Source organism: Mycobacterium sp. NGS64 (assembly GCF_059812245.1).
The window spans coordinates 206,404-233,271 of record NZ_JCALCI010000003.1; the positions used below are offsets into that span (position 1 = coordinate 206,404).

General features: G+C 70.6%; 24 protein-coding genes. 6 read left to right on the top strand and 18 right to left on the bottom strand.

The window, feature by feature from the left end; translation table 11 throughout:
- Nucleotides 1-39: 39 nt before the first annotated feature.
- A complete protein-coding gene (locus AC5Y4S_RS14895) occupies nucleotides 40-744 on the top strand; it encodes a DedA family protein (protein WP_500033500.1) in 705 nt (234 codons plus the stop codon).
- Here the strand turns inward: AC5Y4S_RS14895 and AC5Y4S_RS14900 are convergent.
- Both AC5Y4S_RS14900 and AC5Y4S_RS14905 read right to left on the bottom strand, forming a co-directional pair.
- A complete protein-coding gene (locus tag AC5Y4S_RS14900; RefSeq protein ID WP_500033501.1) occupies nucleotides 703-2,655 on the bottom strand; it encodes an acetoacetate--CoA ligase in 1,953 nt (650 codons plus the stop codon). The genes AC5Y4S_RS14895 and AC5Y4S_RS14900 overlap by 42 nt on opposite strands.
- Complete coding sequence (locus AC5Y4S_RS14905; protein ID WP_500033502.1) at nucleotides 2,652-3,782, bottom strand: glycoside hydrolase family 76 protein; 1,131 nt, start codon at nucleotides 3,780-3,782, stop codon at nucleotides 2,652-2,654. Before AC5Y4S_RS14905 ends, AC5Y4S_RS14900 begins: the two co-directional genes overlap by 4 nt.
- Nucleotides 3,783-3,828: 46 nt before the next feature.
- Between AC5Y4S_RS14905 and AC5Y4S_RS14910 the strand changes: the two genes are divergently transcribed.
- Genes AC5Y4S_RS14910 through AC5Y4S_RS14920 form a run of 3 tightly spaced genes read left to right on the top strand, consistent with a single transcriptional unit; the run spans nucleotide 3,829 to nucleotide 6,894 of the window.
- Nucleotides 3,829-4,302 (top strand): (2Fe-2S)-binding protein, encoded by a 474-nt coding sequence (locus AC5Y4S_RS14910; protein ID WP_500033503.1) that lies wholly within the window; start codon nucleotides 3,829-3,831, stop codon nucleotides 4,300-4,302.
- Nucleotides 4,295-6,412, top strand: coding sequence for a xanthine dehydrogenase family protein molybdopterin-binding subunit (locus AC5Y4S_RS14915; RefSeq protein WP_500033504.1), 2,118 nt, complete (start codon nucleotides 4,295-4,297; stop codon nucleotides 6,410-6,412). The genes AC5Y4S_RS14910 and AC5Y4S_RS14915 overlap by 8 nt, the downstream gene beginning before the upstream one ends.
- A gap of 29 nt (nucleotides 6,413-6,441) precedes the next feature.
- Entirely contained in the window at nucleotides 6,442-6,894 is a 453-nt protein-coding gene (locus AC5Y4S_RS14920) for a VOC family protein (RefSeq protein ID WP_500033505.1), read from the top strand.
- Nucleotide 6,895: 1 nt separating this feature from the next.
- On the opposite strand, the gene AC5Y4S_RS14925 is transcribed toward AC5Y4S_RS14920, so the two are convergent.
- From AC5Y4S_RS14925 to AC5Y4S_RS14970, 10 genes are read right to left on the bottom strand one after another with little or no spacing between them, the layout of a single operon-like run.
- On the bottom strand, nucleotides 6,896-8,593 hold the full coding sequence (locus AC5Y4S_RS14925) for an MFS transporter (protein WP_500033506.1): 1,698 nt from the start codon (nucleotides 8,591-8,593) through the stop codon (nucleotides 6,896-6,898).
- A 17-nt stretch (nucleotides 8,594-8,610) separates the two neighbouring features.
- Nucleotides 8,611-9,828: a vWA domain-containing protein gene (locus AC5Y4S_RS14930; protein WP_500033507.1), complete on the bottom strand. Its 1,218-nt coding sequence runs from the start codon at nucleotides 9,826-9,828 to the stop codon at nucleotides 8,611-8,613.
- Nucleotides 9,829-9,834: 6 nt separating this feature from the next.
- A complete protein-coding gene (locus AC5Y4S_RS14935) occupies nucleotides 9,835-10,497 on the bottom strand; it encodes an SRPBCC family protein (protein ID WP_500033508.1) in 663 nt (220 codons plus the stop codon).
- A gap of 13 nt (nucleotides 10,498-10,510) precedes the next feature.
- Complete coding sequence (locus AC5Y4S_RS14940) at nucleotides 10,511-11,386, bottom strand: AAA family ATPase (RefSeq protein WP_500033509.1); 876 nt, start codon at nucleotides 11,384-11,386, stop codon at nucleotides 10,511-10,513.
- A complete protein-coding gene (locus AC5Y4S_RS14945) occupies nucleotides 11,386-11,970 on the bottom strand; it encodes a nucleotidyltransferase family protein (RefSeq protein ID WP_500033510.1) in 585 nt (194 codons plus the stop codon). The genes AC5Y4S_RS14940 and AC5Y4S_RS14945 overlap by 1 nt, the downstream gene beginning before the upstream one ends.
- Nucleotides 11,967-12,839, bottom strand: coding sequence for an XdhC family protein (locus AC5Y4S_RS14950; RefSeq protein WP_500033511.1), 873 nt, complete (start codon nucleotides 12,837-12,839; stop codon nucleotides 11,967-11,969). The genes AC5Y4S_RS14945 and AC5Y4S_RS14950 overlap by 4 nt, the downstream gene beginning before the upstream one ends.
- Before the next feature lies 1 nt (nucleotide 12,840).
- Entirely contained in the window at nucleotides 12,841-15,249 is a 2,409-nt protein-coding gene (locus AC5Y4S_RS14955) for an aerobic carbon-monoxide dehydrogenase large subunit (RefSeq protein ID WP_500033512.1), read from the bottom strand.
- Complete coding sequence (locus tag AC5Y4S_RS14960) at nucleotides 15,246-15,722, bottom strand: (2Fe-2S)-binding protein (protein ID WP_500033513.1); 477 nt, start codon at nucleotides 15,720-15,722, stop codon at nucleotides 15,246-15,248. The genes AC5Y4S_RS14955 and AC5Y4S_RS14960 overlap by 4 nt, the downstream gene beginning before the upstream one ends.
- 2 nt (nucleotides 15,723-15,724) lie before the next feature.
- Entirely contained in the window at nucleotides 15,725-16,606 is an 882-nt protein-coding gene (locus tag AC5Y4S_RS14965) for an FAD binding domain-containing protein (protein WP_068177263.1), read from the bottom strand.
- A gap of 31 nt (nucleotides 16,607-16,637) precedes the next feature.
- Complete coding sequence (locus AC5Y4S_RS14970; protein ID WP_500033514.1) at nucleotides 16,638-17,807, bottom strand: XdhC family protein; 1,170 nt, start codon at nucleotides 17,805-17,807, stop codon at nucleotides 16,638-16,640.
- A 22-nt stretch (nucleotides 17,808-17,829) separates the two neighbouring features.
- Between AC5Y4S_RS14970 and AC5Y4S_RS14975 the strand changes: the two genes are divergently transcribed.
- Nucleotides 17,830-18,795: a LysR family transcriptional regulator gene (locus AC5Y4S_RS14975; protein WP_500033515.1), complete on the top strand. Its 966-nt coding sequence runs from the start codon at nucleotides 17,830-17,832 to the stop codon at nucleotides 18,793-18,795.
- Between the two features lie 80 nt (nucleotides 18,796-18,875).
- Here AC5Y4S_RS14975 and AC5Y4S_RS14980 read toward each other — a convergent pair whose 3' ends face one another.
- From AC5Y4S_RS14980 to clpB, 6 genes are all read right to left on the bottom strand, one after another.
- Entirely contained in the window at nucleotides 18,876-19,520 is a 645-nt protein-coding gene (locus AC5Y4S_RS14980; protein ID WP_500033516.1) for a TrmH family RNA methyltransferase, read from the bottom strand.
- Nucleotides 19,517-20,437: a hypothetical protein gene (locus tag AC5Y4S_RS14985; protein ID WP_500033517.1), complete on the bottom strand. Its 921-nt coding sequence runs from the start codon at nucleotides 20,435-20,437 to the stop codon at nucleotides 19,517-19,519. The genes AC5Y4S_RS14980 and AC5Y4S_RS14985 overlap by 4 nt, the downstream gene beginning before the upstream one ends.
- A gap of 144 nt (nucleotides 20,438-20,581) precedes the next feature.
- Nucleotides 20,582-21,124: an orotate phosphoribosyltransferase gene (gene pyrE / locus AC5Y4S_RS14990; protein ID WP_068177268.1), complete on the bottom strand. Its 543-nt coding sequence runs from the start codon at nucleotides 21,122-21,124 to the stop codon at nucleotides 20,582-20,584.
- Entirely contained in the window at nucleotides 21,111-21,881 is a 771-nt protein-coding gene (locus AC5Y4S_RS14995) for an SDR family NAD(P)-dependent oxidoreductase (protein ID WP_068177270.1), read from the bottom strand. The genes pyrE and AC5Y4S_RS14995 overlap by 14 nt, the downstream gene beginning before the upstream one ends.
- Before the next feature lie 34 nt (nucleotides 21,882-21,915).
- Nucleotides 21,916-22,764: a trehalose monomycolate transport factor TtfA gene (gene ttfA / locus AC5Y4S_RS15000; RefSeq protein WP_500033518.1), complete on the bottom strand. Its 849-nt coding sequence runs from the start codon at nucleotides 22,762-22,764 to the stop codon at nucleotides 21,916-21,918.
- Nucleotides 22,765-23,036: 272 nt separating this feature from the next.
- Nucleotides 23,037-25,583, bottom strand: a complete 2,547-nt coding sequence (gene clpB, locus AC5Y4S_RS15005; RefSeq protein WP_068177275.1) for an ATP-dependent chaperone ClpB — start codon at nucleotides 25,581-25,583, stop codon at nucleotides 23,037-23,039.
- 125 nt (nucleotides 25,584-25,708) lie between these two features.
- Here clpB and AC5Y4S_RS15010 point away from each other — a divergent pair, with 125 nt between their 5' ends.
- Nucleotides 25,709-26,860 (top strand): FAD-binding oxidoreductase, encoded by a 1,152-nt coding sequence (locus AC5Y4S_RS15010; RefSeq protein WP_500033519.1) that lies wholly within the window; start codon nucleotides 25,709-25,711, stop codon nucleotides 26,858-26,860.
- Nucleotides 26,861-26,868 lie beyond the last annotated feature (8 nt).

A 26,868-nucleotide genomic window follows, 5' to 3' on the forward strand; every position in this document is an offset into this window, starting at 1 on the left:
GGTCCGTCCAGTATCGCAAGACCGGTATGTTGAAGCATCGTGAGCACCGTGGTGACGGCCCTGCCGAACATCCTCGACCCGATGTACTGGCTGGGCGCCAACGGCGTCTTCGGGAAAGCGGTGCTGCCCGGGATCCTGGTCATCGTCTTCATCGAGACCGGGCTGCTGTTTCCGCTGCTGCCGGGCGAATCGCTGTTGTTCACCGGCGGGCTGCTGACCGCGCACCCGAACCCACCGACGAGCATCTGGGTGCTGGCGCCGTCCGTCGCGCTGGTCGCGATCCTGGGCGACCAATGCGGATACTTCATCGGGCGCCGGATCGGGCCGGCGCTGTTCAAGAAGGAAGATTCCCGGTTCTTCAAGAAGCACTACGTCACGGAGTCGCACGCGTTCTTCGAGAAGTACGGGCCGTGGGCGGTCATCCTCGCCCGCTTCGCGCCATTCGTGCGCACGTTCGTCCCGGTGATCGCCGGCGTGTCCTACATGCGCTACCCGGTGTACCTCGGATTCGACATCGTGGGCGGCATCGCGTGGGGCGGCGGCGTGACCCTGGCGGGCTACTTCCTGGGCACCGTGCCGTTCGTGCACCAGAACCTGGAAAAGATCATCCTGGGCATCCTGTTCGTGTCGCTGATCCCCGCGTTCATCGCCGCCTGGCGCGGCTACCGGGGCCGGCGGCGCGGGACGGCCGCGACGGACGACTCAGGACACCCGACTTCTGCGGTACGCAACGAAAGCCTCTAGCAGTTCGGGCCTGTCGATCGAGCTCTGCTGCACGGCCTGGTCCGGCGCGGTCCCGAGCAGGATCCGCTTGATCGGGATCTCCAGCCGCTTGCCGGTCAGCGTCCGCGGAATGCCCGGCACGTCCAGGATGTCGTCGGGCACGTGGCGCGGCGAGGCATGCTGACGGATCTCCGCCACGATCCGCGAGCGCAGCCCCTCGTCGAGCTCGACCCCGTCGGCCAGGGCAACGAACAACGGCATCCAGTAGCCGCCGTCGTCCTGCTCGACGCCGACCACCAGGCAGTCCTGCACCTCGGGCATGCGCTCGACCGCCGTGTAGATCTCGGCGCTGCCCATCCGCACGCCCATCCGGTTCAGGGTGGCGTCCGAACGGCCGTGCACCACAACGGATCCCCGTTCGCTGATGGTGATCCAGTCGCCGTGGCACCACACGCCCGGATACTTGTCGAAGTAGGCGGCGCGGTACCGACTGCCGTCCTCGTCGTTCCAGAAGGACACTGGCATCGAGGGCATCGGCTTGGTCACCACCAGCTCGCCCTCTTCCCCGATGACGGGGTTTCCCTGGCCATTCCACGCTTCGATGGCCGCGCCCAGGCACAGCGACGACAGCTCGCCCGCCTTGACCGGCACGATCGGGCAGCCGCCGATGAAGGCGGTGCAGACGTCGGTGCCGCCGCTCATCGAGACCACCGGGACGGGCCGGCCGAGCCCCTCCTGCACCCAACGGAATCCGGACGCGGGCAACGGGGAGCCGGTGGATCCCACCGCGCGCACGGCGTCCAGCGGATGCGCCTCGCCCGGTCGCAATTCCTGCTTGGCGCAAGCCAATAGGTAGCCCGCGCCCGCGCCGAGGAACGTGACGCCGGCGTCGGCGGCGACCTTCCAGAGCCCGTCGGTGCCGGGATGCGTCGGGCTGCCGTCGTAGAGCACGATCGTCGTGTCGACCAGCAGCCCGGACACCAGCAAGTTCCACATCATCCAGCTGGTCGACGAGTACCACAGGAAGCGGTCGTCCGGGTGCAGATCCAGTTGCAGGGTCAGGTATTTCAGGTGTTCGAGGACCACGCCGCCGTGGCCGTGCACGATGCCCTTCGGCTTGCCCGTCGTCCCCGACGAGAACATCACCCACAGCGGGTGGGCGAACGGGACCGGCGTAATGTCCAGGGGCGCATCCGCTTCGACCGCCGCGGCCCACGGCACGGCGTCGTCGTCGATCGGCAGCCCGAGGCGCGGCACCACCACGGTGGCCCGCAGCGTCGGCATCGCGACGCGGATCGTGGCCAGCTCGGCGCGCCGGTCGATGCGCTTGCCGCCGTACGCCGACCCATCGGTGGCCACCAGCACGGCGGGCTCGACCTGGCCCAGCCGGGCGATCACGCCGTCGACGGCCACGTCCTGGTTGCACACCGCCCAGATCGCGCCGACGCTGGCGGCGGCCAGGGCGGCGACGACGGCCTCGGCGACGTTGGGCAGGTAGCCGACGACGGCGTCGCCGGGCTGGACACCGAGGTTGCGCAGGTATGCGGCGAACGCCGCCGTCTCCCGCTGCAGCCGCGCCCACGACCACTCGGTCGAGCGGTCCTCGCCGACGACGATCATGGCCGGACGCGCGTCGGTGGCGTGCCGGAACACCTCGGTGGCGTAGTTGATCGTGGCGCCGGGAAACCACTCGGCGCCCGGCATCGACCGGTTGCCCAGCACGGCGCTCGGGGGGCTGTCCGCCTGGATATCGAAGAAATGCCAGACGGCGTCCCAGAACCAGTCGATGTCGTCGACCGACTTGCGCAGGAGCTCGGGGTAGTCGTCGTACTCGCCGCGCCCGGTCTCGGCGAGCCAGGCCATGAAGCGCGTCAGGTTGGCCTCGGCAAGCGTTGCCTCGTCCGGGATCCAGTCGCCATCGAGGTTGCTCATGTCGTGCTCACGGCGGTGACGTTACCTGCGGCCTCCATCAGCATCCAGCCCGATAGCTGAACCGACAGATCCCGCTCGGCGACCTCCGAGGAGTTGACCGCGCCCGCGACGAACTCCGCGCCCTGGCCGGCCTCGGACCGTTCGGGCGGCAGCTCGGCGTCGCGGTCCCAGAACGGGCCGAACAGCGGCAGCCCGTCCACGGTTTGCCGGTAGTCCCAGGCCGATTTCGCCGACGACAGCACGATGGTGCGCGCGGCGTCGCGGGCCATCGCGTCGTCGGCCGAGTCGCCGGGCAGCGTGGTGGCGACCAGCGCGAGGTAGCGGGCGGTGATGCCGGCGAACAGGCCGCCGTCGCCGCCGCCGGCGCCCCGCAGCACGCCGGACGGCGCCATGTGCTCGCCGACCGCCGCGACCAGCCGATGCACCCGCGCCTGGTGCCGCGCGCGGGCCTCCGCGCCGGTGCGCGCGGCGAGCTCCGTCTCCAGCCCCAGCACCACGCCCTGGCAGTACGTGTACTGGGCGCGGACCAGCGAACCGTCCTTGATGCCGTCGAACACCAGGTGCGTGTCGGGGTCGATCAGCGTGCGGTCGATCCAGTCGCTCATCTGGTCGGCCCGCTGCAGGTGGTCGCCATAGCGGGCGAGGAAGATGCCGGCCGGGCCGTTGGCCGGGCCGTTGAAGAACTTGTCCTGCTTGCGCCACGGGATGCCGCCGCCGTCTTGGGGCGCCCAGGCCCCAACGAACTGGTCGGCCAGCTTCGGCAGGGCACGGCGGCGCGTGACGCCGGCGATCCGGGCGGCGCGTTCTAGCGCCAGCGCCAGCCAGGCCATGTCGTCGTAGTAGCTGTTGGTCCAGCGGAGGTTGTTGCGCAACCGGTGCGAGCGGACCTGCCGCTCGATCATGGTGCGCCGGTGCGGTTGCGGGTCGCGCGACTGCGCGTCGACCAGGCAGTCCAGCAGGTGCGCCTGCCACCAGTAGTGCCAGGTGCCGAACAGCCGGTCTTTGCGGGCCGCCGGCCACGCCACCACCCCCAGCTGCGTCGCCGGCAGCGCCCACAACCGCTTCAGGTGGCGTTGCGCGACAGCCGCTTCGGAGCTGGCCGCCCGGTTGGCCCAGAGCTGATCCATACCTGTCGATCCTGCCCTAGCGTCTCGGCGGAGGATGCTGGAGTCCATGCGAAGACTGACGGTTAATGGGCGGCGCCACGAGGTCGACGCCGACGACGACACACCGCTGCTGTACGTGTTGCGCAACCACCTGGGTTTGAAGGGGACGCGGTTCGGGTGCGGGGTGGGCTTGTGCGGCGCTTGCTTTGTCCTGGCCGACGGCCGCCCGATCTACTCGTGCGACACCCCGCTGTGGTCGGTGGGCGACAAGTCGATCCGCACCGTGGAGGGGCTCGGCGACGACGGCGGGCCGCACCCGGTTTCGCGCGCCTTGATCGCGCGGCAGGCGGCGCAGTGCGGGTATTGCATGTCGGGCATCGTGGTGGCGGCCGCGGCGCTGCTGGCCGACAACCCCGACCCGACGGAGGCCGAGGTGCGCGCGGCGCTGGACCCCAACCTGTGTCGCTGCGGCTCGCACAACCGGGTGGTGGCGGCGGTGCTGAGCGCCGCGGCCGAGATGCGGGGGTCGGTGGATGCCTGACCTGCCGGAGTCGCTGGCGGCCAATCCCGTTCTGGGCGAGTGGGTTCGGATCGGACCGGACGGCGTCGTCGAGGTGCGCTCCGGCAAGGTCGAGCTGGGTCAGGGCGTGTTGACCGCGCTGGCGCAGATCGCCGCCGAGGAGCTCGACGTCGACATCGCCCGCGTGCGGATGACCGCCGCGGCGACCGATCGCAGCCCCGACGAGGGCTTCACCGCCGGCAGCCGCTCGATCCAGCAGTCGGGCGCGGCGCTGCGCCAGGCGTGCGCCGAGGCGCGGACGATTTACCTCGACGTCGCGGCGGCCAAGCTCGCCGTGGCGCCCGACGAGCTGGACGTCGACGACGGCGAGATCACCGGCCCCGAAGGGGTATTCACCAGCTACTGGGAGCTCGCCGACGATTCGCTCCTGGATCGCGCGGCCACTGGCGCGGCGACGCCCAAGCCGGAGTCGGCGTACGCCGTCGTCGGCACCGACGTCGCGCGGCTCGACCTGCCCGACAAGCTGACCGGGCGCCCGCGCTACCTGCACGACCTCGTTTTGGACGCTCAGCTGTACGGCCGCGTCGTTCGCCCGCCGTCACGCGGAGCGCGGTTGCGTGATCTCGACACCGGGCCCACCCTGGCGCTGCCGGGCGTGATCACCGTCGTGCGGGACGGCGAGTTCCTCGGCGTGGTGGCCGAACTCGAGGAGGTCGCGGTGCGCGCCGCCGAGCGGCTGCGCGGCGATGCGGAGTGGGACGAGCGCCCGACGCTGCCCGACGAGGACGACCTGCCGTCGTTCCTGGTGTCGGCGGCGGCCGAGACGTCGGTGATTGCATCCAAAGAGACTCCGCCGCAGGTGAATTCAACGCGGTCGCATTCGGCGCGCTATCACCGGCCGTACCTGGCGCACGGGTCGATCGGCCCGTCGGCCGCGGCGGCGCTCGCGCACCCGGACGGCCGCCTGGAGGTCTGGTCGCACAGCCAGGGCGTGCACGTGCTGCGGCGGGAATTGGGAGCCGCGCTCGGCCTCTCGGTCGATCGGGTGGTGGTGCGCCACGTCGAGGGGGCTGGGTGCTACGGGCACAACGGCGCCGACGACGCCGCGATGGACGCCGCGCTGCTGGCCCGGGCCGTCCCCGGGCGCCCGGTGCACCTGGTGTGGTCGCGCGCCGACGAATTGGCCTGGGCGCCTTTCGGTCCCGCGGCCGTCGTGGAGATCGCCGCCGAGTGCGGCGACGACGGCGGGGTGGTCGACTGGCGCCACGAGATTTGGAGCGGCAGCTACATGGGCCGCCCGGGCACGACGCCGACGTCGGCGCTACTGGCGGCCAGCGAACGCGCCGGCGGCGAGCCGATCCAGGCCGGCGGGGAGCCGCCGGTCGCGTGGGGCGGCGGAACCGGGCGCAATTCGGTTCCGGGGTATGACTTTCCGTCCTACCGGGTGATCAACCACCTAGTGACCGAGATGCCGCTGCGCACATCGGCGCTGCGTTCGCTGGGGGCCTTCGTCAATGTCTTTGCCGCGGAGTCGTTCATGGACGAACTGGCCGCGGCCGCGGGCCGCGATCCCGTCGAGTTCCGGTTGGCGCACCTGTCGGACCCGCGTGGGCGGGCGGTGCTGCGGGCGGCGGCGGCGCGGGCCGGGTGGGACGAGTGGACGCCGCGGGAGGCCCTCGGCCGCGGCATCGGCTACGCGCGGTACAAGAACGCCGCCGCGTACTGCGCGGTGGTGGCCGAGGTCGAGGCGGTGGAGGAGGTCCGGGTGCGCCGGCTGGTCATCGCGGTGGACGCAGGCCTGGTCATCAATCCCGACGGCGCGGCCAATCAGATCGAGGGCGGCGCGATCCAGGCCGCCAGCTGGACGCTGAAGGAGCGGGTGCGCTTCGACGAGTTCAACGTCACCAGCGACACCTGGGAGACCTACCCCATTCTGCGGTTCTCCGAGGTGCCCCCGGTCGACGTGGAATTGCTTGCCGGACAGGGGAACCCACCGTTGGGGATCGGCGAGTGCGCCCAGGGCCCAACGGCTGCGGCGATCGCCAACGCGGTGTACGACGCGCTCGGCGTTCGGGTGCGCTCGCTGCCGCTGACCGCCGAACAGCTCATCGCCGCGATCGACGGGCGTTAGACGGGGCCCCGGCGGGGTAGCCAACGGGAATGCCCGTTTTGAACCATCACATCGTGGCCACCCGCGACAAAGAAGCGACGGTCCGCTATTTCACCGAAATCCTCGGACTCGGCCCGGCGGTGCGACTGGGCGAGTTCGCGGTGTTGCAGGTCAGCCCGGATACGACCCTGGACTTCGTCGACAGCGAAGGGGATTTCGACCGGCTGCACTACGCGTTTCTGGTCACGGAAGCCGAATTCGACGAGATCTTTTCACGCATCAAGGAGCGCCGGATTCCCTACTGGTCCGACCCCATGCACGACGATCCCGGCGCCATAAACACCTGGGACGACGGGCGCGGGGTGTACTTCGATGACCCCGACGGACACCGCCTGGAAATCCTCACCCGGCCATACGGGAGCGGCGGGACCGAGGCCAAGCGTCCGCATCCGCTCGTGGCTCCGGTCATCGACGGAACCGATGTCCCGCGAAACACCCATTAAGCTAACGCGCGTTGACGGATTCGCAGTCGCGCATGTTGGCCAGTTCGCTGAGGGCGCCGGGTCGGTAATGCTCGACCTGCGGCTTGGTGGTGGCCACGCAGCCGCGGACGACCTCGCCCCGCGATTCCGATCGATGCAATGCCGTCGCCGTCAAGACGACAGCAATCAGCGCGATGGCAACCGACGCCCCTAACAGCGCGGCATCGTACGTTCCAGGCGCCGGCCGGCGCAGATTCAATTGCGCTGTGCGATACCGCTTTTCGGTATCGTCGGCGGGCGCGCCACGCAACAGCAGCGCGGTAACCACCGCGCCCGTCAGGAACAGCGCGCAGCTGACGCCGAACGCGACGTCATAGCCATGGATCGCGGCGGCGGGCCGCAGGGCCGGGCTCGGCGGCCGGTGGCCGGTCATGTAGCGGGTCAGGGTCGACGCGAAAATCGTTGACAGCGCGGCGGTTCCGATGGCGCCGCCGATCTGCTGGGTGGTGTTCACCATCGCGGAGGCGACGCCGGCGTCCCTGCCGGTGATGCCGGCGGTGGCGGTCGCGATCGCCGGCGCGAACGTCAGGCCCGTGCCGACACCCAAAAGGAAAAGGGGTCCCAGCACACCGCCCGCATAGGTGGAATGAATATCCAGCTGCGCCAGCCAAAACATGCCGCCGGCGGCGATCAGCATGCCGGGCGGGATCACCCGGCGGGGGCCCACCCGCGGAATCAAGCGAGCGTTGGCCACACCGGCCGCGATCGCGATGCCGACGGTCAGCGGCAAGAACGCGACGCCCGTCTTGAGGGGGCTGTAGTGCAGGTTTTGTTGGGCGTAGTAGGTGAGAAACAGAAAGGCGCTGAACATGCTGCAAAAGGCCACCATGATGGCCAGGTAGGCGCCAACGCGGTTGCGGTCCATGACAATCCACGGCGGCAGCAGCGGGGCGGCGGCCCGCGCCTCGATGACCGCGAACGCGACGAGCAGCAGGCCGCTGGCGACGAACATCCATACGGTCAGCGGCGCGCCCCAGCGGTCGGTTTCGGCGTTGGACAGGCCATAAACCAGGCAGAACAGCCCGCCCGAGGCGGCGATGATGCCGGGCCAGTCGAGCCGGGCTACGCTGCCGCGCTCGTCTCGGGACGGGACGAGCGCCAGCACCCCCGCGGCGGCGACGACCGCGAAGGCCAAGTTCACGTACAGACACCATCGCCACGACAGCCATTCCGTGAGCGCGCCGCCGAGCAGCAGCCCTACTACCGCGCCCCCGCCGGCGATCGCGCCGTACACGCCGAACGCCCTGCCGCGCTGTTTGGCGTCGGTGAACGTGACGTTGAGGGTCGACAGCGCCGCCGGGGCGAGCACCGCGGCGAAGAGACCCTGGGCCGCCCGGGCGGCGACCAGCATGGCGAAGCCCGTCGCCGCACCACCGATCGCCGACGAGGCGGCGAATCCCGCCAAGCCGATCAGCAAAGTGCGCCGGCGCCCGACGAGGTCGGACAGTCGCCCGCCCAGCAACAGCAGGCTGCCGAAGGCCAGCGAGTAGGCGGTGATGATCCATTGCCGGCTCTCGGTGCCGAAGTGCAGGGCCGCCTGCGCGGACGGCAACGCAATGTTGACGATCGTGGTGTCGAGCACCACCATCAGCTGCGCAATCCCGATGACCCCGAGTATCAGCCATTGGCGCTGTGCACGAGGTTCTGTGCTGGCTCCCATGAACTCTCTGGTACCCGTTACGGCGCGATTGATAGCCGCGGGCTCGCCAGCGCCGAGAGCAACTCGCGCAGACCGGTCAGCGAGTGCGCCGGCAGGAACAGGTCGCAGTAGGGCAGGGCCGCGGCCATCGAACCGGCCAGCGGCTGGAAATCACCTTGTGCCGCACGGGGATTGAGCCACACCAGCACCGCGGCGCGGCGGCGCAACCGGGCCATCGCGTGGGCGAGCACGTCGGGCGGGTCGGCGTCCCAGCCGTCGGAGGCGATGATCACCACCGCGCCGCGCAGCGCGTTTCCGTGCGGCGGGGAGAGCAGGGCGCCGAGGCTGCGACCGATGAACGTGCCGCCGTAGCGGTCGGTGACCTTCGCGTTGGCCTTCTGCAGCGCCACCTCGGCCGAGCGGTGCGACAGCACCGGCGTGAGCCGGGTCAGCGTCGTGGAGAACGCGAACACCTCGGGGCGGGCGCGGGCCTGGCGCAGCGCGGCGGCGCGCATCAGGTGCAGATAGACCGCGGCGTACGGCTGCATCGAGCGGCTCACGTCGCAGGCCAGGACCACCCGACGGGGCCTCCGGCGGGGCCGCGTTCGCGCCAGGATCACGGACTCCCAGCCGGTGGCGCGCGACGCGTTCATGGTGGCCCGCAGGTCGATCCGCTTGCCGTCCGCGCTGGGCTCGAAGCGCATGCTGCGGCGCCGCGGCCAGCGCGCGACCGTCGCCTCCAGCCAGGAGCCGAGCAGGCGAAGGTCTTGCGCGTCGAAGCGATCGAACGGTTCGTCGGCGCGCGCGGCGATGCGGCTGGGCAGCGGATCCGGAAGCACGACGCTCGTCGGGGTCGCGTCCCGATCGGCGGTGGCGCGGGTGGCCCAGGGCAGCTGGTGCGCGCCGGCCTGCGACGGACCGCCGGCGGGTCGCACCGTGCCGGCCGCGGGTGTCTTGGGGCCGGGCAGGGGCAGGACGGGCTCGGTTGCGCCCTCGGGGCGCGCCGCCCCGACCGCCCCGAACACCGTCGCGAACACGCCGTCGAAGGCCACCAGGTCTTCCATCCGGTTCACCAGCGTCAGCCTGGCCCCCCAATAGAGCGCCGACGTGGTGTCCGGCACCAACCGCCGAAGCGCCTGCACGAAATCGGCCTGGCCGTTGGCCGACACCAGCACCCCCGCGCCGCGCAGGCGCGCCACCAGGGCCGCCGCGAACGCCGCCAGGTCGACGCCGCGCAACAGCAACGGGGTGCTCACGAACCCCTACTGCCTCCGGCCGAGCAGCCACCCGAGCACCAGCGCGGCGAGCACCGCCAGCGCCAGGGGCGCGTATTTCTTCAGCTGGTCGCCGCCGGCGAGCTCGAGCAGGTCGATGGGCTCGGGCTCGGGTGCCGGGGGCTGGCGTGTTCCCGGGACGGGGTTCGCCGGCCAGGCCGGAATCGGCTCCTCCTGCGCCGAGTCGGGCGCCGGGGCGCCGGTGTTCTTGGCGGCCAGTTCGGCCTCCAGCGACTCCACGAACTGGCCCAGCAGCTTCTCCGAAACCTGCTGCAGCATGCCGCTGCCGAACTGGGCCAGCTTGCCGACGATCTTCAGATCGGTGTCGACGGTGACGCTGGTGCGGTCCCCGTCCTCGTGCAACTGGGCGGTGACCGTGGCGGCGGCGTTGCCGGTGCCCCGCGCCTCCTTGCCCTTGCCGTCGATGACCGCGCGGTGCTGTTCGCGGTCCAGCTCGACGAAGCGCACCTTGCCGCTGAACTCGCTGGTGACCGGGCCGACCTTGACCTTGACCTTGCCCAGGTAGTCGTCGCCCTCGTGGCCGGTCAGCTGCGCGCCGGGCATCAGCGGGATCACCTGTTCCAGGTCGCACAGCACGTCCCAGGCCTGCTCGATGGGGGCGCTGACGGTGAACTGGTTGGCGATCTTCATGCTGTTGGTCCTCTCAGGTGCGGCTGTGCTCGGCGAAGGTGTGGTACTCGTCGCGAATCAGAGTACGGTCGTCCGGCGTCTTGGCCAGCGCCCCCAGGGTGGTCACGGTTACCTCGTCAACCAGGTCGGCGACACCGAGCGTCACCAAGGCGGAGACCCAGTCGATGGTCTCGGCCACCCCGGGCGGCTTGTCCAGGTCGAGATCGCGCGTGCGGCCAACGAATTGGGTGGCGTGTTCGATCAACGGCGCCGTCGCCCCCGGTACCGTCCGCCGGACGATGGCGGCGGCGCGGGCCGGCTCCGGGTAGTCGATCCAGTGGTACAGGCAGCGGCGGCGCAGCGCGTCGTGCAGGTCGCGGCTGCGGTTGGAGGTCAGCACCGCGATCGGCGGGCGCTCGGCGATGAAGGTGCCCAGCTCGGGCACGGTGACCGCGGATTCGCCGAGGAACTCCAGCAGCAGCGCCTCGAATTCGTCGTCGGCGCGGTCGATTTCGTCGATCAGCAGCACCGGGGGCTCAGGGCCGCGGTGCCGCACGCATCGCAGGATGGGCCGGTCGACGAGGTAGTTCTCGGTGTATAGGTCGGCCTCGTCGATATGGGCGCCGCGCGCCTCCGCCAGCCGGATGGATAGCAGCTGGCGCTGGTAGTTCCAGTCGTAGAGCGCTTCGCTGGCGGTGAGTCCCTCGTAGCACTGCAGCCGCACCAGCGGGGTATCCAGCACGGCCGCAAGGGTTTTCGCGGCCGTGGTCTTGCCGACGCCCGGTTCGCCTTCCAGCAGCAGCGGGCGGCCGAGCGTGACCGCCAGGTAGATCGCCGACGCCGTTCCCGTGTCGAGCAGGTAGTCGTGCGCATCGAATCGGGCGATCACGTCCTGCACGCCGTCAAACATCAGGGCGTCACCAGCCGGAGGTAGTCGGCCCAGGTGTCGACGTCGAGCGGAATGGGACCGTCGACCGCGAGTTCGCGCACCTGGTACCGGCCCGACTCGATGAGCTTCCACACCCCCTTGTCGCCGTGCAGTTCGCGGAGTTCGCCGAATAGCGCACGGCCGAGCCAGAACGGATGCCCGATCCCGTCGTCGTAGCGGCACACGGCGATGTCGGCGGTCGCGCCTTCCGCGGCGACGCGCCGCGGTGTCAGCGGATCCATCCCGGGCTGATCGCCGAGCATCAGCACGATGCCGGCGGCGCGGGGGTCCACCCGCTCGAGCGCGGCGCGCAGCGACGCCGCACACCCGGTCCCGAAGTCGTCGACCTGCACCACGTCGACCCCGTCCATCGGCACCGCATCGCGCACCGCCGCCGCGGCGCCGCCGAGGGTGACGATCAGCTGGTCGAACCCGGCGCCACGGGCCGCCTCCAGAGTGACCCCGAGCAGGGTCGTATTCCGGTACGGCAGAAGCTGTTTGGGCGTGCCAAGCCTGCGCGAACCGCCGGCCGCCAGCACGACGCCGGTGACGGGCGGCCCGGTCATGCGCCGGCTGGCCGGTTGGCGAACGCGGCGCGGCATCCCGGGCCGCAGAACCACTGGTCGGCGCCGCCCACCCGCAGGTGTTCGGTGGCGGGCCCGATCGTCACCGCCATGCCGCACACCGGATCGACCGCCTCGCGCGCGACGGCCTCCGGCGGGACGGCGCGGCGCAGGCCGGCGCGGATGCCGGCGATCAGTTCGGCCGCGATCGAGACCGCGATCTCGGCGGGGGTCTTGGCGCCGATGGCCAGGCCGACCGGGGTGTGCACCCGCGCCCGCTCCTCCGGCGAGAGGTCGAGCGAGTCCAGGATCGCGGCGCCGCGCACCTTGCTGGCGACCAGGCCGATGTATCCGACGCCGTGATCCAGTGCCGCGCGGATGGTTTCGGCTTCCGGCCCGCCGTGGCTGGCGATGACGACGGCGGTCGCGTCGGAGAGGTCGCCGTCGCTGCGGGCGTCGTAGCCGAGCACGCCGCACACCCGGGTCAGCGCCTCGGCGATCGGCGTGGCCCCGTAGACCCGGATCAGCGGGGCCGGCAGCTGCGGCGTCAGGAAGATCTCCAGCGACCCGCCGGACAGGCACGGGTTGACGACGACGCAGGCGCCGGGGGCCTCGGGGAAGTGCACGTCGCCGTCGGGAAGCACGCGCAGCAGCACGCTTTCGCCGGCCTGCAGCGCGCCCATCGCCGCCTTGCGGACCGAGTTCTGGGCGCATTGGCCGCCGACAAAGCCCTCGATTGTGCCGTCCGCCAACAGGATTGCCTCGTCACCCGGGTAGGAGGAGGTGGGCGGCTGGGCGCGCACGACGGTCGCGTGCACGAACGGTGTCCGTGCCGCCAACAGCTCCTGAACGCGCTCACTGATCATCGTCATGCTAGATCGGCGGCCTCGCTCTGCCCTGCATGGCCTCCCACACCCGCGACGGCGTCAGCGGCATGTCGGCGTGCCGAACCCCGTACGGCGCCAACGCATCCACCACGGCGTTGACCACCGCCGGCGGCGATCCGACGGTGGCCGATTCGCCGATGCCCTTCGCGCCGATCGGGTGGTGCGGCGACGGCGTCACCGTGAAACCGGTCTCCAGGTGCGGCACCTCGGCCGCGGTCGGGATCAGGTAGTCCATCAGCGATCCGCCGAGGCAGTTGCCCTCCTCGTCGAACGCGATCATCTCCATCAACGCCATGCCGATGCCGTCCACGATGCCGCCGTGCACCTGCCCCTCGATGATCATCGGATTGATGCGGGTGCCGCAGTCGTCCACGGCGAGGAAGCGGCGCACCTTGACCACCGCGGTGCCCGGATCGACGTCCACCACACAGAAATACGCGCCGTAGGGGTACGTCAGGTTCTCCGGGTTGTAGCAGACCTCGGCGTCCAGGCCCCCCTCGATGCCGTCGGGCAGGTCGCCCGCGCCGTGCGCGCGCATCGCGATGTCCTGGATGGTCACCGACGCCGACGGGTCGCCCTTGACGCGGAAAGAGCCCTTCTCCCACTCCAAGTCGGCGACCGAGACCTCGAGCATGCCCGAGGCGATGATCTTCGCCTTGTCACGCACCTTGCGCGCGACCAGCGCCGCGGCCCCACCGGAAACCGGCGTCGAGCGGCTGCCGTAGGTGCCGAGCCCGAACGGCGTCTGGTCGGTGTCGCCGTGCACCACCTCGATGTCGTCGGGCGGGATGCCGAGTTCCTCGGCGACGATCTGCGCGAACGTCGTCTCGTGTCCCTGGCCCTGGCTCTGAACCGAGAGCCGCACAACGGCTTTGCCGGTCGGGTGCACGCGCAGCTCGCACCCGTCGGCCATGCCGAGGCCGAGGATGTCCATGTCCTTGCGCGGGCCGGCGCCGACGGCCTCGGTGAAGAACGACATCCCGATGCCCATCAGCTCGCCGCGCGCCCGCCGCTCCTGCTGTTCGGCGCGCAGCGCGTCGTAGCCGATCATGTCCATGGCCTTGCGCATGGTGGCCTCGTAGTCGCCCGAGTCGTACGTCCAGCCGGTCTTGCTCTGGTACGGAAACTGGTCCGGCCGCAGCAGGTTTCGCAGCCGCAGCTCGGCCGGGTCCATCTTCAGCTCGAACGCCAGGCAGTCCACCAGCCGTTCGACGAAGTACACGGCCTCGGTGATGCGGAACGAGCACGCGTAGGCGACCCCGCCGGGCGCCTTGTTGGTGTAGACGGCGGTCATGTGGCAGTAGGCCGCCTCGAGGTCGTAGCTGCCGGTGAACACCCCGAAGAAGCCGGCCGGGTATTTCGTCGGCGCGGCCTGGCCGTTGAACGCCCCGTGATCGGCCAGCACGTTGGACCGGATCGCGAGGATCTTGCCGTCGTTGGTGGCGGCGATCTCGCCGACCATGATGTAGTCGCGGGCGAAGCTGGTGGACGTCAGGTTCTCGCTGCGGTCCTCCATCCACTTCACTGGCTTGCCCAGCAGCAGCGAGCCGACGATCGCGCACACGTAGCCGGGGTAGATCGGCACCTTGTTGCCGAAGCCGCCGCCGATGTCGGGCGAGATCACCCGGATCTTGTGCTCGGGCAGGCCGGCGACCAACGCGTACAGCGTGCGGTGGGCGTGCGGGGCCTGCGAGGTGGTCCACAGCGTCAGCTTGCCGGTCACCGGGTCCAAATCGGCCACTGCGCCGCAGGTTTCCATCGGCGCGGGGTGCACCCGCGGGTACACGATCTCCTGCTTGACGACGACGTCGGCCTTGGCGAACGCCGCGTCCGTGGCGGCGGCGTCGCCGGTCTCCCAGTCGAAGATGTGGTTGTCGTTCTTGCCGTCGAGATCGGTACGGATCACCGGGGCGGACGAGTCGAGCGCCGTGCGCACGTCGACGACGGGATCCAGCGGGTCGTAGTCGACGTCGATCAGCTCCAGCGCGTCGCGGGCCGAGTAGCGGTCCTCGGCGACGACGAACGCGACCTCCTGGCCCTGGAAGCGCACCTTGTCGGTGGCCAGGACGGCCTGGGTGTCGTTGGACAGCGTCGGCATCCACGCCAGGCCCTTCTCGGCCAGGTCGGCGCCCGTCACCACCGCCTTGACCTTCGGATGTGCTTGCGCCGCGGTGGTGTCGATGCCGACGATGCGGGCGTGCGCGTACGGCGAGCGCAGGATCGCCAGGTGCAGCATGCCCGGCAGCGCGACGTCGTCGACGTAGGTGCCGCGCCCGCGGATGAAGCGCGGATCCTCCTTGCGCAGCATCCGGCCGTGGCCGCACGGCTTTTGGTCGTTGTCGGCCAAGTCTTCTGGGCCTTCGGGGACTGGCGGGCGGGATTCGATGGTCGTCATGACTGAGCCTCCGCCGCAGCATTGTTCGCGGCCCACTGGATGGAGCGCACGATCGTCGTGTATCCGGTGCAACGGCAGATCTGCCCAGAGATGGCCTCCCGGATGGTGTCCTCGTCGGGGTTGGGATCGCGGTCGAGCAGGGCGCGGGCGGTGATCATCATTCCCGGTGTGCAGAAGCCGCATTGCAGCCCGTGGCAGCGCATGAACCCTTCCTGGACCGGGTCGAGCCGGCCGTCCACGGCCAGCCCCTCGACGGTCCGCACGCTGTGGCCGGACGCCATCACGGCCAGCATGGTGCAGGACTTCACCGGCACGCCGTCGACGTCGACGACGCACGTTCCGCAGTTGCTGGTGTCGCATCCCCAGTGGGTTCCGGTGAGCCGCAACTCATCCCGCAGGAAGTGCACCAGCAGCATCCGCGGCTCGACGTCGGCGGTGACCTGCTCGCCGTTGACGGTCATGTTGACTTGCATTGCTATTGGCTCCTTTGTTCGCCAACCCGCCGCGCCGCGGTGCGCAACGTGCGGATAGTGAGTTCCGAGGCGAGGTGGCGCTTGTAGTCGGCGGTGCCGCGGACGTCGGTCACCGGCTCGCAGGCGGCGGCGGCCAGGCGACCCGCCTCGGCGAAGGTCTCGTCGGTGGCCGGCCGGCCGACCAGCGCCGCCGAGATCTCGGCCAGCGCGCCCGGGTCGGGGTTGACGGCGGTCAGGCCTACGCGGGCGGCGGCGATCGAGCCGTCGTCGAGGGTGACGGCCGCGCCCGCCGCGGTGACGGCCCAGTCACCCACGCGCCGTTCCACTTTCGCGTATGCACTGGACGTGTTGAGCCGCACGGGGATTCGCACCTCGATCAGGATCTCGTTCGGGGCGACCGCCGTCTCGTACGGGCCGACGATGAAGTCGTCCATCGCGATCTCGCGTTCCCCCGACGGTCCACGCACCAGGCACACCGCGCCCAGCACTGTGCACACCGTGGAGAGATCCTCGGCCGGATCCGCCTGGCACAGCGAGCCGCCCAGGGTGCCGCGGTTGCGGACCACCGGGTCGGCGATCACCCGTTCGGCGTCACGGAAGATCGGGCACACGGCGGCCAGGGTGTCGGACTCCAGGATCTCGCGGTGCCGGGTCATGGCGCCCACGCGCACCAGGGTGGGATCGGTGATCACGTACCCGAGCTCGGGCGCCAGGTCGTTGATGTCGACGAGGTATTCGGGGTTGGCGATGCGCAGCTTCATCATCGGCAGCAGGCTGTGCCCGCCGGCGATTACGCGCGCCCCCTCCCCCAGCCGGTCCAGCAGGCCGACGGCGTGGTCGACGCTGGTCGCACGTTCGTATTCGAAGGGCCCAGGTACTTGCATGGGAGCAGTGTGGGCCGCGTCACACTGGGCGTCAATGGCGAGTTAAGTGATCGCTGAACTCGCCCGCTACCTGCGGCTCCGGCGCGTCGTGGTGGATGCGTCCGACGGTTTCGCTCAGCGGGCGGCCGCCCCCGCCCCAGCGCTTGGCGATGATGTCGGCGGCGATCGACACCGCCGTCTCCTCCGGCGTGCGCGCGCCGAGGTCGAGGCCGATCGGGCTGGACAGCCGGCCCAGCTCGGCGTCGGTCAGCCCCGCGGCCCGCAGCCGGTTCATCCGGTCGTCGTGGGTGCGCCGCGACCCCATCGCCCCCACGTAGCCCACTTGGGGCAGCCGCAGCGCCACCTCGAGCACCGGGACGTCGAACTTCGGGTCGTGGGTGAGCACGCAGACCACCGTGCTCGCGTCGATGCCTCCCGCCTCCGCCTGGGCGGCGAGGTAGCGGTGGGGCCAATCGACGACGACATGGTCGGCGGTGGGGAAGCGCACCGGCGTGGCGAACAGCTCGCGGGCGTCGCAGACGGTGACCCGGTAGCCGAGGAACGATCCCTGCTGCGCCAGGGCCGCGGCGAAGTCGATGGCCCCGAACACCAGCATCCGGGGACGCGGCGCGAAGCAGGAGACGAACACCTCCATACCCTCGCCGAGGCGTTGCCCGTCGGGCCCGTACTTCAGGACGTCGCTGCGGCCCACCGCCAGCAGGCCGCGGGCGTCGTCGGCCACCGCGGCGTCGGCGCGCGCCGAACCCAGCGATCCGGCCAGCGCGTCCGGCCGGACGACGACGCGGCGCCCGACCCAGCGCGCGTCGGGGTGCGCAATGACGGTCGCGACCGCCACCGGGCGGTGTTCGCCGATGTCGTCGGCCACCGCGCCAAGGTCGGGGAACGTCGAGCGCGACATCGACTCGACGAAGACGTCGATGATGCCGCCGCACGTCAGCCCGACCGCGAACGCGTCGTCGTCGCTGACCCCGTAGCGCTCCAGCCGCGGCGTCCCGGTCTTGGCGACCTCGCTGGCGAGTTCGTAGACCGCGCCCTCCACGCAGCCGCCGGACACCGACCCCGTCACCGAACCGTCCGGCGCCACCATCATCGAGGCCCCCGGCGGGCGCGGCGCGGACCGGAAGGTGCGCACCACCGTGCCCAATCCCGCGGTTTCGCCGGCGCGCCAGATCGCCATCAGCTCGGCAAGGACGTCACGCACGCTTTAAACGTAAGCTCATGGCGTGACTCCGGCTCAACTTCGGGCCTATTCGGCGGTGGTGCGGTTGGGTTCGGTGCGCGCCGCCGCGGCCGAGTTGGGCGTCTCCGACGCCGGGGTGTCGATGCTGGTGGCGGCGCTGCGCAAGGAGCTCGACGACCCGTTGTTCACCCGGACTGGCGCGGGCCTGGCGTTCACGCCGGGTGGGCTGCGGCTGGCCAGCCGCGCGGTCGAAATCCTGGGGCTGCAGCAACAAACCGCGATCGAGGTGACCGAGGCCGCCCACGGGCGCCGGCTGCTGCGGATCGCCGCTTCGACCGCGTTCGCCGAGCACGCGGCCCCCGGGCTGATCGAGCTGTTCTCGTCGCGGGCCGACGACCTGTCGGTGGAGCTGAGCGTGCACCCGACGAGCCGGTTCCGCGACTTGATCTGCTCGCGCGCCGTCGACATCGCGATCGGTCCCTCCGGCGAGGGTTCGCTTGGTCCGGACGACGGGATCTTCGTGCGACCGTTCCTGAAATACCAGATCATCACCGTCGTGCCGCCGAACAGCCCACTGGCGGCGGGCATTCCGACGCCGGCGCTGCTACGCCAACAGCATTGGATGCTCGGCCCGGCCGCGGGAGGCGTGGACGGCGAGATCGCAAAGATTCTGCGGGACTTGGCGATTCCGGAGTCGAACCAGCGGATTTTTCAGAGCGACGCCGCCGCGCTGGAGGAGGTGCAGCGGGTCGGCGGTGTGTCGCTGACGATCGGTTTCGCCGTCGCCAAGGACCTCGCGGCCGGGCGGTTGACCCGCCTGAGCGGCCCCGGCCTGGAAAGGTCGGGCGAGTGGTGCGCGGCCACGCTGGGGCCGTCGGTGCGGCAACCGGCCGTGTCCGAGCTCGTCCGCTTCATCACCACCCCGCGGTGCACCCAGGCGATGATCCGCGGCAGCGGCGTCGGCGTGACGCGATTCCGCCCGAAAGTGCATGTGACGCTGTGGAGTTGAGTGCGCGCCCACGGCGATGACACGCCGACGAACTTCGCCGCTGGTTCACACTCAAAGTCAGGGATTCACACTGAAGGCGGCTACCAGGCGCGCGACAGGTCGGCGTGCTGCCGAACCCACGCGTGCATCGCGATCCCGGCGGCGACGCCGGCGTTGATGCTGCGCGTCGAGCCGAACTGGGCGATCGACACGGTGAGCGACGCGCCGCCCCGGATGTCGTCGGTGATGCCGGGACCTTCCTCGCCGAACACCATCAGGCACGCCCGGGGCAGCGCCGTCTCCTCCAAGCGTGCCGCGCCCGGCACGTTGTCGACGGCCACCACCGTAAGACCCGCGCGCGCCGCGAACTCGAGCAGCGCGGCGGTGCTGTCGTGATGGCACAGCCGCTGATAGCGGTCGGTCACCATGGCGCCGCGGCGATTCCAGCGCCGCCGCCCGACGATGTGCACGGTGTCGACCGCGAAGGCATTGGCGGTGCGCACCACCGAGCCGATGTTGGCGTCGTAGCCGAAGTTCTCGATCGCCACGTGCAGCGGGTGACGGCGCAGGTCGATGTCGGCGATGATCGCTTCGCGGGTCCAGTACCGGTAGGCGTCGACGACGTTGCGAGTATCGCCGTCGCGCAACAGGTTTGGGTCGTATCGCGGGTCGTCGGGCGGCTCGCCCGGCCACGGCCCGACGCCGCCGCCCGTCGTTCCCCATTCGGTGGGCCCCGGATCGCTCATCGCTGCGTCCACACCCCGGCGTGGGTGCCGTCGACCGCCACCGTCGCGTACAGCAGCGCCTCGTTGATCTCGCCCTGGGTGCACAGCGACGCGTTGACGCGCACCGAGTCCAGCGACGCGTCGGGCAGGATCAGCACCGACGACCCGTACGTCGCGCACGCCGGGTTCAGGCCCCGGCCGGGCAGGGTGGGCGACGCCAGCAGCATCAGCGGCCCGCCGCGCTTGGCGGAGTCGTCGCGGTACCGGTCCGCGAGGGCGGTGGCCTCCAGACCCAGCAGCATGTAGCCGTTGCCGACGAACGCGGCGGGGTCGCCGAGCTGGGCCTTGGTCACCGGGGCGCCGTCGGCGCGCCAGGCCGACAGGCTCACGGTCTTGACGGTCAGGCCGGTGTCGTTGGCGTTGGTCGGCGGCAGCCCCACCGGAAACGCCGCCGGGTAGGCCGCCGAGGTGTTGGGGATCCGGTCGCGCGGCGAGTAGGCGTACACCCCGCGCACCTGGCTCCGATCCTTAAGCGGCCCAAGGCAAATGCTGCCGGTGAGCCGGCCGGGGGGCGCCGACAGCGGGTGTTGGATGTCGTGCACGGTGGTCGCCGCATCATCGCAGCTGCCCAGCGCGGCCGACTCCATCGGGTGGGCCAGGGCGCCGTACAGCCCGAAGCGAAGCTCCTCGGGTTTGGCGTGCGGGGCCTTCGGGTCGGCGGGCGACGCGTCGAGGTCGACCAGCACGTAGTCGCCGTCCCAACGCAGGTTGGACACCGACATGTTCCAGCCCAGCAGCGCAAGCGATTCGCCGAGCCGGGCGCCCTGCGCGCCGAACGGCCGCACGGGGCCGTTGGAGCCCGAACAGCCCAGGGCACACGCCGCTGTGGCGACGACGACGCATGCGAGGCGGGCCAGGCGCTCGAATTTAGTTGACATCATTCACAGTCGGCGGCGGCTGGGCAACCCGTGCATTGTCGTCCCCCGCAAGCGGGAGGTGCCCCCAGCAAGGCGGGCACAACGAGAGTCGCCCGGACGAGAGGCTGCTGTGGCCAGCGTGACAGCGCATACATGAAACGCGGCCTAGCCCAGCCCCAGATCGGCCAGGCCCAGCACGCTGCGGTAGGGAATTCCTTCTGCTTCGATGGCCTCGGCGGCGCCGGTGGCGCGGTCCACCACGGTGGCCACCCCGATCACCTGGCCGCCCGCGTCCTGCACGGCATGCACCGCCGTGAGCGCCGAGTTGCCGGTGGTGCTGGTGTCCTCGACCACCAGAACCCGCCGGCCAGAGACCTCGGATCCCTCGATAAGGCGTTGCAGCCCATGGGTTTTCGCCGACTTGCGCACGACGAACGCGTCGATGGGCCGCCCGGGCGCGTGCATGATGGCGGTCGCGACGGGGTCGGCGCCCAGCGTCAGCCCACCGACGACCGCGTAGTCCCAGTCGGCGGTGAGCTCGCGCATCAGCGTTCCGATCAGCGCGGAGGCGCGATGGTGCAGGGTGGCCCGGCGCAGGTCGACGTAGTAGTCGGCCTCCTTGCCCGACGACAGCGTCACCCGCCCGTGCACCACCGACAGCCGGCGAACCAAATCGGAAAGCTCCTCGCGGGCGTCAGCTGCGGTCACGACCGCCCACTCGTTTCGCGGCGCTGCGCACCAGGCCGCGGGGCAGCAGCCGCCCGGCGGTGACGATCGCCTTGTACTGCAGGCCCGGCACGCTGACCACCTTGCCGGCGGCGACGTCGGCCAGGCTTGCGGCGACCACGTCGTCGACCTCGAGCCACAGGAACGGCGGCAGCTTGGCCATGTCCATCCCGGCCCGGGCGTGAAATTCGGTGTGTACGAAGCCCGGGCACACGGCGTGCACGCCGACTCCCGTTCCGTCCAGTGCGCCGGCCAGGCCCTCGCTGAACGAGATCACCCAGGCCTTGGACGCCGAATAGGTCGACGACCGGCCGTTCACCATTCCGGCGACGCTGGCGACGTTGATGACGGTCCCGGCACCCGCGGCGACCATGGCGGGCACCGCGGCGCGGGTGAGCTGCAGCACGGCGGTCACGTTGACGTCGAGCTGCGCCTGCAGCAGCGCGGGATCCGTCGTCCAGAATTCGCCGGACGTGCCGAATCCGGCGTTGTTGACCAGGACCCGCACCCCCGCGGCAAGCCGCTCGGCCACCTTGTCGCGGCCGGCCGCATCGGCCAAATCCGCGGGCAGGATCTCGATGTTGCCGCCCTGGCCCTCGAGCTCGGCCGCCAGTTTGGTCAGCCGGTCGACGTCGCGGGCGACCAGGACCAGGTCGTAGCCGTCGCGCGCGTAGCGCCGTGCGTAGCCCCCGCCGATACCGGACGTCGGCCCGGTGATCAGGGCTACGGGGCGAGGCATGAGCGACAGTGTAATGACGCGGGCCCGGCCGGCCTCAGCGCTGGTAGTTACTGGCCCCGTGGCCGTTGCGCCCGGTCGGCGGCTGGCGGCCCTGGTCCCGGCGCAGTGGCTCGGTGGCGCGTCGGCCCGCCTGAACGTCCGAGCCCAGCAACCCGGACACGTCCTGCTGCGGCCGCCTGGACGGCAACTCCAGGCGACCGGCGGGCGCCAGGGGACGGCTCGGTGCGGCGTTGCGCGGCAACGCGGGCGCCCCGGCCTCCTGCGGAGTCTCCTGCGGCACCGGCGGCAACACGCGCAGCAGGTCGTTGAACTGGCGCACGGTGCGCAGCCCCTCGTCCCATTGCGCGCGCGTGCTGGAGATCGGCATGGCGACCAACGTCCAGTTCTGCTCGTTCCACATGATCTCGGCGGAGTCGGGGGCGGTGTGCGCGAAGGTGACCATGCGCCGGTCGCAGGCCCGGCGGGCCGCGTCCAGATTCGTCGAGTACACCATCCGCGGCCCGATCGCGCCCAGCAGCCAAATGTCGCTCTCCCGAGGCTCTTTCAGGCCCTTGAGGCGCAGGTCGACGACGACGTTGGTGCCGACCTTGCGGTGCAGCGCGATCACCGTGGCGACTTCCTCGACGTCGAAGATGTAGACGGCCTCACCGCGGATCTGGCCGAGCACGACGTTGTGGGCGGGGACGTCGCCCACCGTGGAGATCACCCCGCGCTTCCAGCGCTTGAGGATGTCGGTCGATTCGCGCTCGTAGTCGAAGCCGTGCGACCGCGCCCACGATTTGCGGCGCCTGCTACGTCCCCGTTGCCGATCGATGTCGACGTACACCAGCACGCCCGCGCCGACAAAGCACAGCGCGGACAGCGTGAACCAAAGGGGGACCATCCCACACAGGGTATCTGCTGTTGGCCAGGAGTACAGAATTCGGCCAGGTCACAACCCAGTCACTTATTGTGCGCCCCGCGAGCGATGCGAAGCCGCGCCAAGCGGGTCGGCGTTGAGTGTGAGCTGACGGCTTTGGGTGTGCGCTGGCGGCGGGATTCGGGCGATTCCTCCGCCCTACACCAACACTCAAAGCCCAGGATTCACACTCAACGCCGGGCCGAGCGCGCGAAGGGCCGGGCGGGCGAAACGCCCGGCCCGGCCCAGCCCGAAGCTCAGCCCAGGACCAGCGAGTCGCCGTCCGGGCTGACGTTGACGGGCACCACGTCGCCGTCGTGCACATCGCCCGCCAGCAGCATCTTGGCCAGCTGGTCGCCGATCGCCTGCTGGACGAGCCGGCGCAACGGCCGGGCCCCGTAGACCGGGTCGAACCCGCGCTGCGCCAGCCAGCGCTTGGCCGGTAGCGACACCTCCAACTGCAGCCGCCGTTGCGCCAACCGCTTGCCCAGCTGCTGGAGCTGGATGTCGACGATCTGCACCAGCTCTTCGGGGTTGAGCCCGTCGAAGATCAGCACGTCGTCGAGGCGGTTGATGAACTCCGGCTTGAACGCCGAGCGCACCGCGGCCATCACCTGCTCCTCGCTGCCGCCCGACCCGAGGTTGGACGTCAGGATGAGGATGGTGTTGCGGAAGTCGACCGTGCGGCCCTGCCCGTCGGTGAGCCGGCCCTCGTCGAGGACCTGCAGCAGCACGTCGAACACATCCGGGTGCGCCTTTTCGATCTCGTCGAACAGCACCACGGTGTAGGGGCGCCGCCGCACCGCCTCGGTCAGCTGACCGCCCTGGTCGTAACCGATGTAGCCGGGCGGCGCGCCGACCAGCCGCGCGACGGAATGCTTCTCGCCATACTCGCTCATGTCGATGCGGACCATGGCCCGGTCGTCGTCGAACAGGAAGTCGGCCAGCGCCTTGGCCAGCTCGGTCTTGCCGACGCCGGTGGGGCCCAGGAACATGAACGAACCGGTGGGCCGGTTGGGGTCGGCGACCCCGGCGCGGCTGCGCCGCACCGCGTCGGACACGGCCTGCACGGCCTTGCGCTGCCCGACGACCCGCTTGCCCAGCTCGTCTTCCATCCGCAGCAGCTTGGCGGTCTCGCCCTCGAGCATCCGCCCGGCGGGAATGCCGGTCCACGCCGACACCACGTCGGCGATGTCGTCGGGGCCGACCTCCTCCTTGAGCATCACGTTCTCGCGAGCCTCGGCCTGCGGCAGCGCGGCGTCGAGCTTCTTCTCCACCTCGGGGATGCGCCCGTAGCGCAGCTCGGCGGCCTTGGCCAGGTCGCCGTCGCGCTCGGCGCGCTCGGACTCCCCGCGCAACGCCTCCAGCTGTTCTTTCAGCTCGCGGACGGCGTCGATCGCGTTCTTCTCGTTCTGCCACCGGGTGGTCAGCTCGGCCAGCTTCTCCTTCTGGTCGGCCAGCTCGGCGCGCAGCTTCTCCAGCCGCTCCTTGGACGCCTCGTCTTCCTCTTTCTCCAGCGCCATCTCCTCGATCTCGAGGCGGCGCACCAGGCGCTCGACCTCGTCGATCTCGACGGGCCGCGAGTCGATCTCCATCTTCAGCCGGCTGGCGGCCTCGTCGACGAGGTCGATGGCCTTGTCCGGCAGGAACCGCGCGGTGATGTAGCGGTCGCTCAACGTGGCCGCGGCCACCAGCGCGGAGTCGGTGATGCGCACCCCGTGGTGCACCTCGTAGCGGTCCTTCAGGCCGCGCAGGATGCCGACGGTGTCCTCCACCGACGGCTCGCCGACGAACACCTGCTGGAAGCGGCGCTCCAGCGCGGCGTCCTTCTCGATGTACTTGCGGTACTCGTCGAGCGTGGTGGCGCCGACCAGGCGCAGCTCGCCACGGGCCAGCATCGGCTTGATCATGTTGCCGGCGTCCATCGCGCCCTCGCCGGTCGCGCCGGCGCCCACGATGGTGTGCAGCTCGTCGATGAACGTGATGATCTGCCCGGCGGAGTTCTTGATGTCGTCGAGCACGGCCTTCAGCCGCTCCTCGAACTCGCCGCGGTACTTGGCGCCGGCCACCATCGACCCGAGGTCCAGGGCGATGACGGTCTTGTCGCGCAGGCTCTCCGGCACGTCGCCGGCGACGATGCGCTGGGCCAGGCCCTCGACGATCGCGGTCTTGCCGACGCCGGGCTCGCCGATGAGCACCGGGTTGTTCTTGGTGCGACGGCTCAAAACCTGCACGACGCGGCGAATCTCGTTGTCGCGCCCGATGACCGGGTCGAGCTTGCCCTCGCGGGCCCGCGCGGTCAGGTCGGTCGAGTACTTCTCCAGCGCCTGGTAGGTGGCCTCGGGGTCGGCGCTGGTGACCCGCGCGCTGCCGCGGACCTTGACGAACGCCTCCCGCAACGCCTGCGGGGACGCGCCGTGGCCGGTCAGCAGCTTGGCGACGTCGGAGTCGCCGGTGGCCAGCCCCACCATCAGGTGCTCGGTCGAGACGAACTCGTCGTCCATCTCGGTGGCGAGGTGCTGGGCGGTGGTGATGGCGGCCAGCGATTCGCGCGACAGCTGCGGCTGCGAGCTGGCGCCGCTGGCCTGGGGCAGCTGGTCCAGGATCCGCTGCGCCTCGGCGCGGATGGTGGCCGGCTCGACGCCGACGGCCTCCAGCAGGGGCGCGGCGATGCCGTCGTTCTGGGTCAGCAGCGCCAACAGCAGGTGGGCGGGCCGGATCTCCGGGTTGCCGGCGGCCGAGGCCGCTTGCAGGGCCGAGGTCAGGGCCGCCTGCGTCTTGGTGGTCGGGTTAAAAGAGTCCACGACTATCTCCGTTTGAGGTCAGAAAGGGCTGCATGAAAATGCTTGTCGTGATGTTCAACGCCGTCAAGGTTGAGTGTGTTCCGCTCAAGTCTACAAAATTTCCTTGACGCCTAGAATCGGGGCCCGTGAGCCTGGAGGACCGCGACGCGTTGCGGGTGCTGCGCGACGCCTTCGAGGATGAGCTCGTCCGCAGGTTCTATACCCACTGGTTCGCCCTCGACGTCTCGGTGCGCGACCTTTTCCCGCCCGAGATGGACGTCCAGCGGGCCGCGTTCGCCCACGCCATGCACTGGGTGTACGGGGAGCTGGTGGAGCAGCGCGCGACCGAGCCGGTGGCCTTCCTCGCCCAGCTCGGCCGGGATCACCGCAAATTCGGCGTGCTGCCGGCGCATTACGGCACGCTGCGTCGCGCGCTGCACGCGACGCTTCGCGACCACCTCGGCGACGCGTGGACCGACTCCGTCGCGGCGACCGCCGATCAGTCGCTCAACCTGATCACCGGGGTGATGAGCGGTGCCGCCGACGCCGACGACGCACCCGCCTGGATGGACGGCACGGTCATCGAGCACATTCGGGTCTCGCGCGACCTGGCCGTCGTGCGGCTGCAACTCGACCGCCCGTTGGACTACTACCCCGGCCAGTACGTCGACGTCCACGTCCCCCAATGCCCGCGCCGGTGGCGCTACCTGAGTCCCGCGATCCCGGCCGACCCCGGTGGCGGCATCGAGTTCCACGTCCGACAGGTCCCCGGCGGCCTGGTCAGCACCGCGGTGGTCAACGAAACGCGGCCCGGCGACCGGTGGCGGCTGTCCAGTCCGCACGGCGGCCTGCGGGTCGACCGGGACGGCGAAGACGTGCTGATGGTGGCCGGCAGCACCGGGCTGGCGCCGCTGCGCGCGCTGATCATGGACCTGTCCCGCTACGCGGTGAACCCGCGGGTGCACCTCTTCTTCGGCGCCCGCTACCGCTGCGAGCTCTACGACCTGCCCACGCTGTGGCAGGTGGCCCAGCACAATCCGTGGCTGTCCGTCTCGCCGGTCTCGGAGTACAGCCGCGACCCGTCGTGGGCGGCCGACTATCCCGACGTCACGCCGCCGCGCGGGCTGCACGTGCACCAGACCGGCCGCCTGCCCGACGTGGTGACCAAATACGGCGGCTGGGGCGACCGGCAGATCCTGATCTGCGGCGGACCGGATATGGTTCGTGCGACCAAGGCCGCCCTGATCGCCAAAGGCGCGCCGCCCGAACGCATTCAGCACGACCCACTGTCCAGGTGAACCGAGGT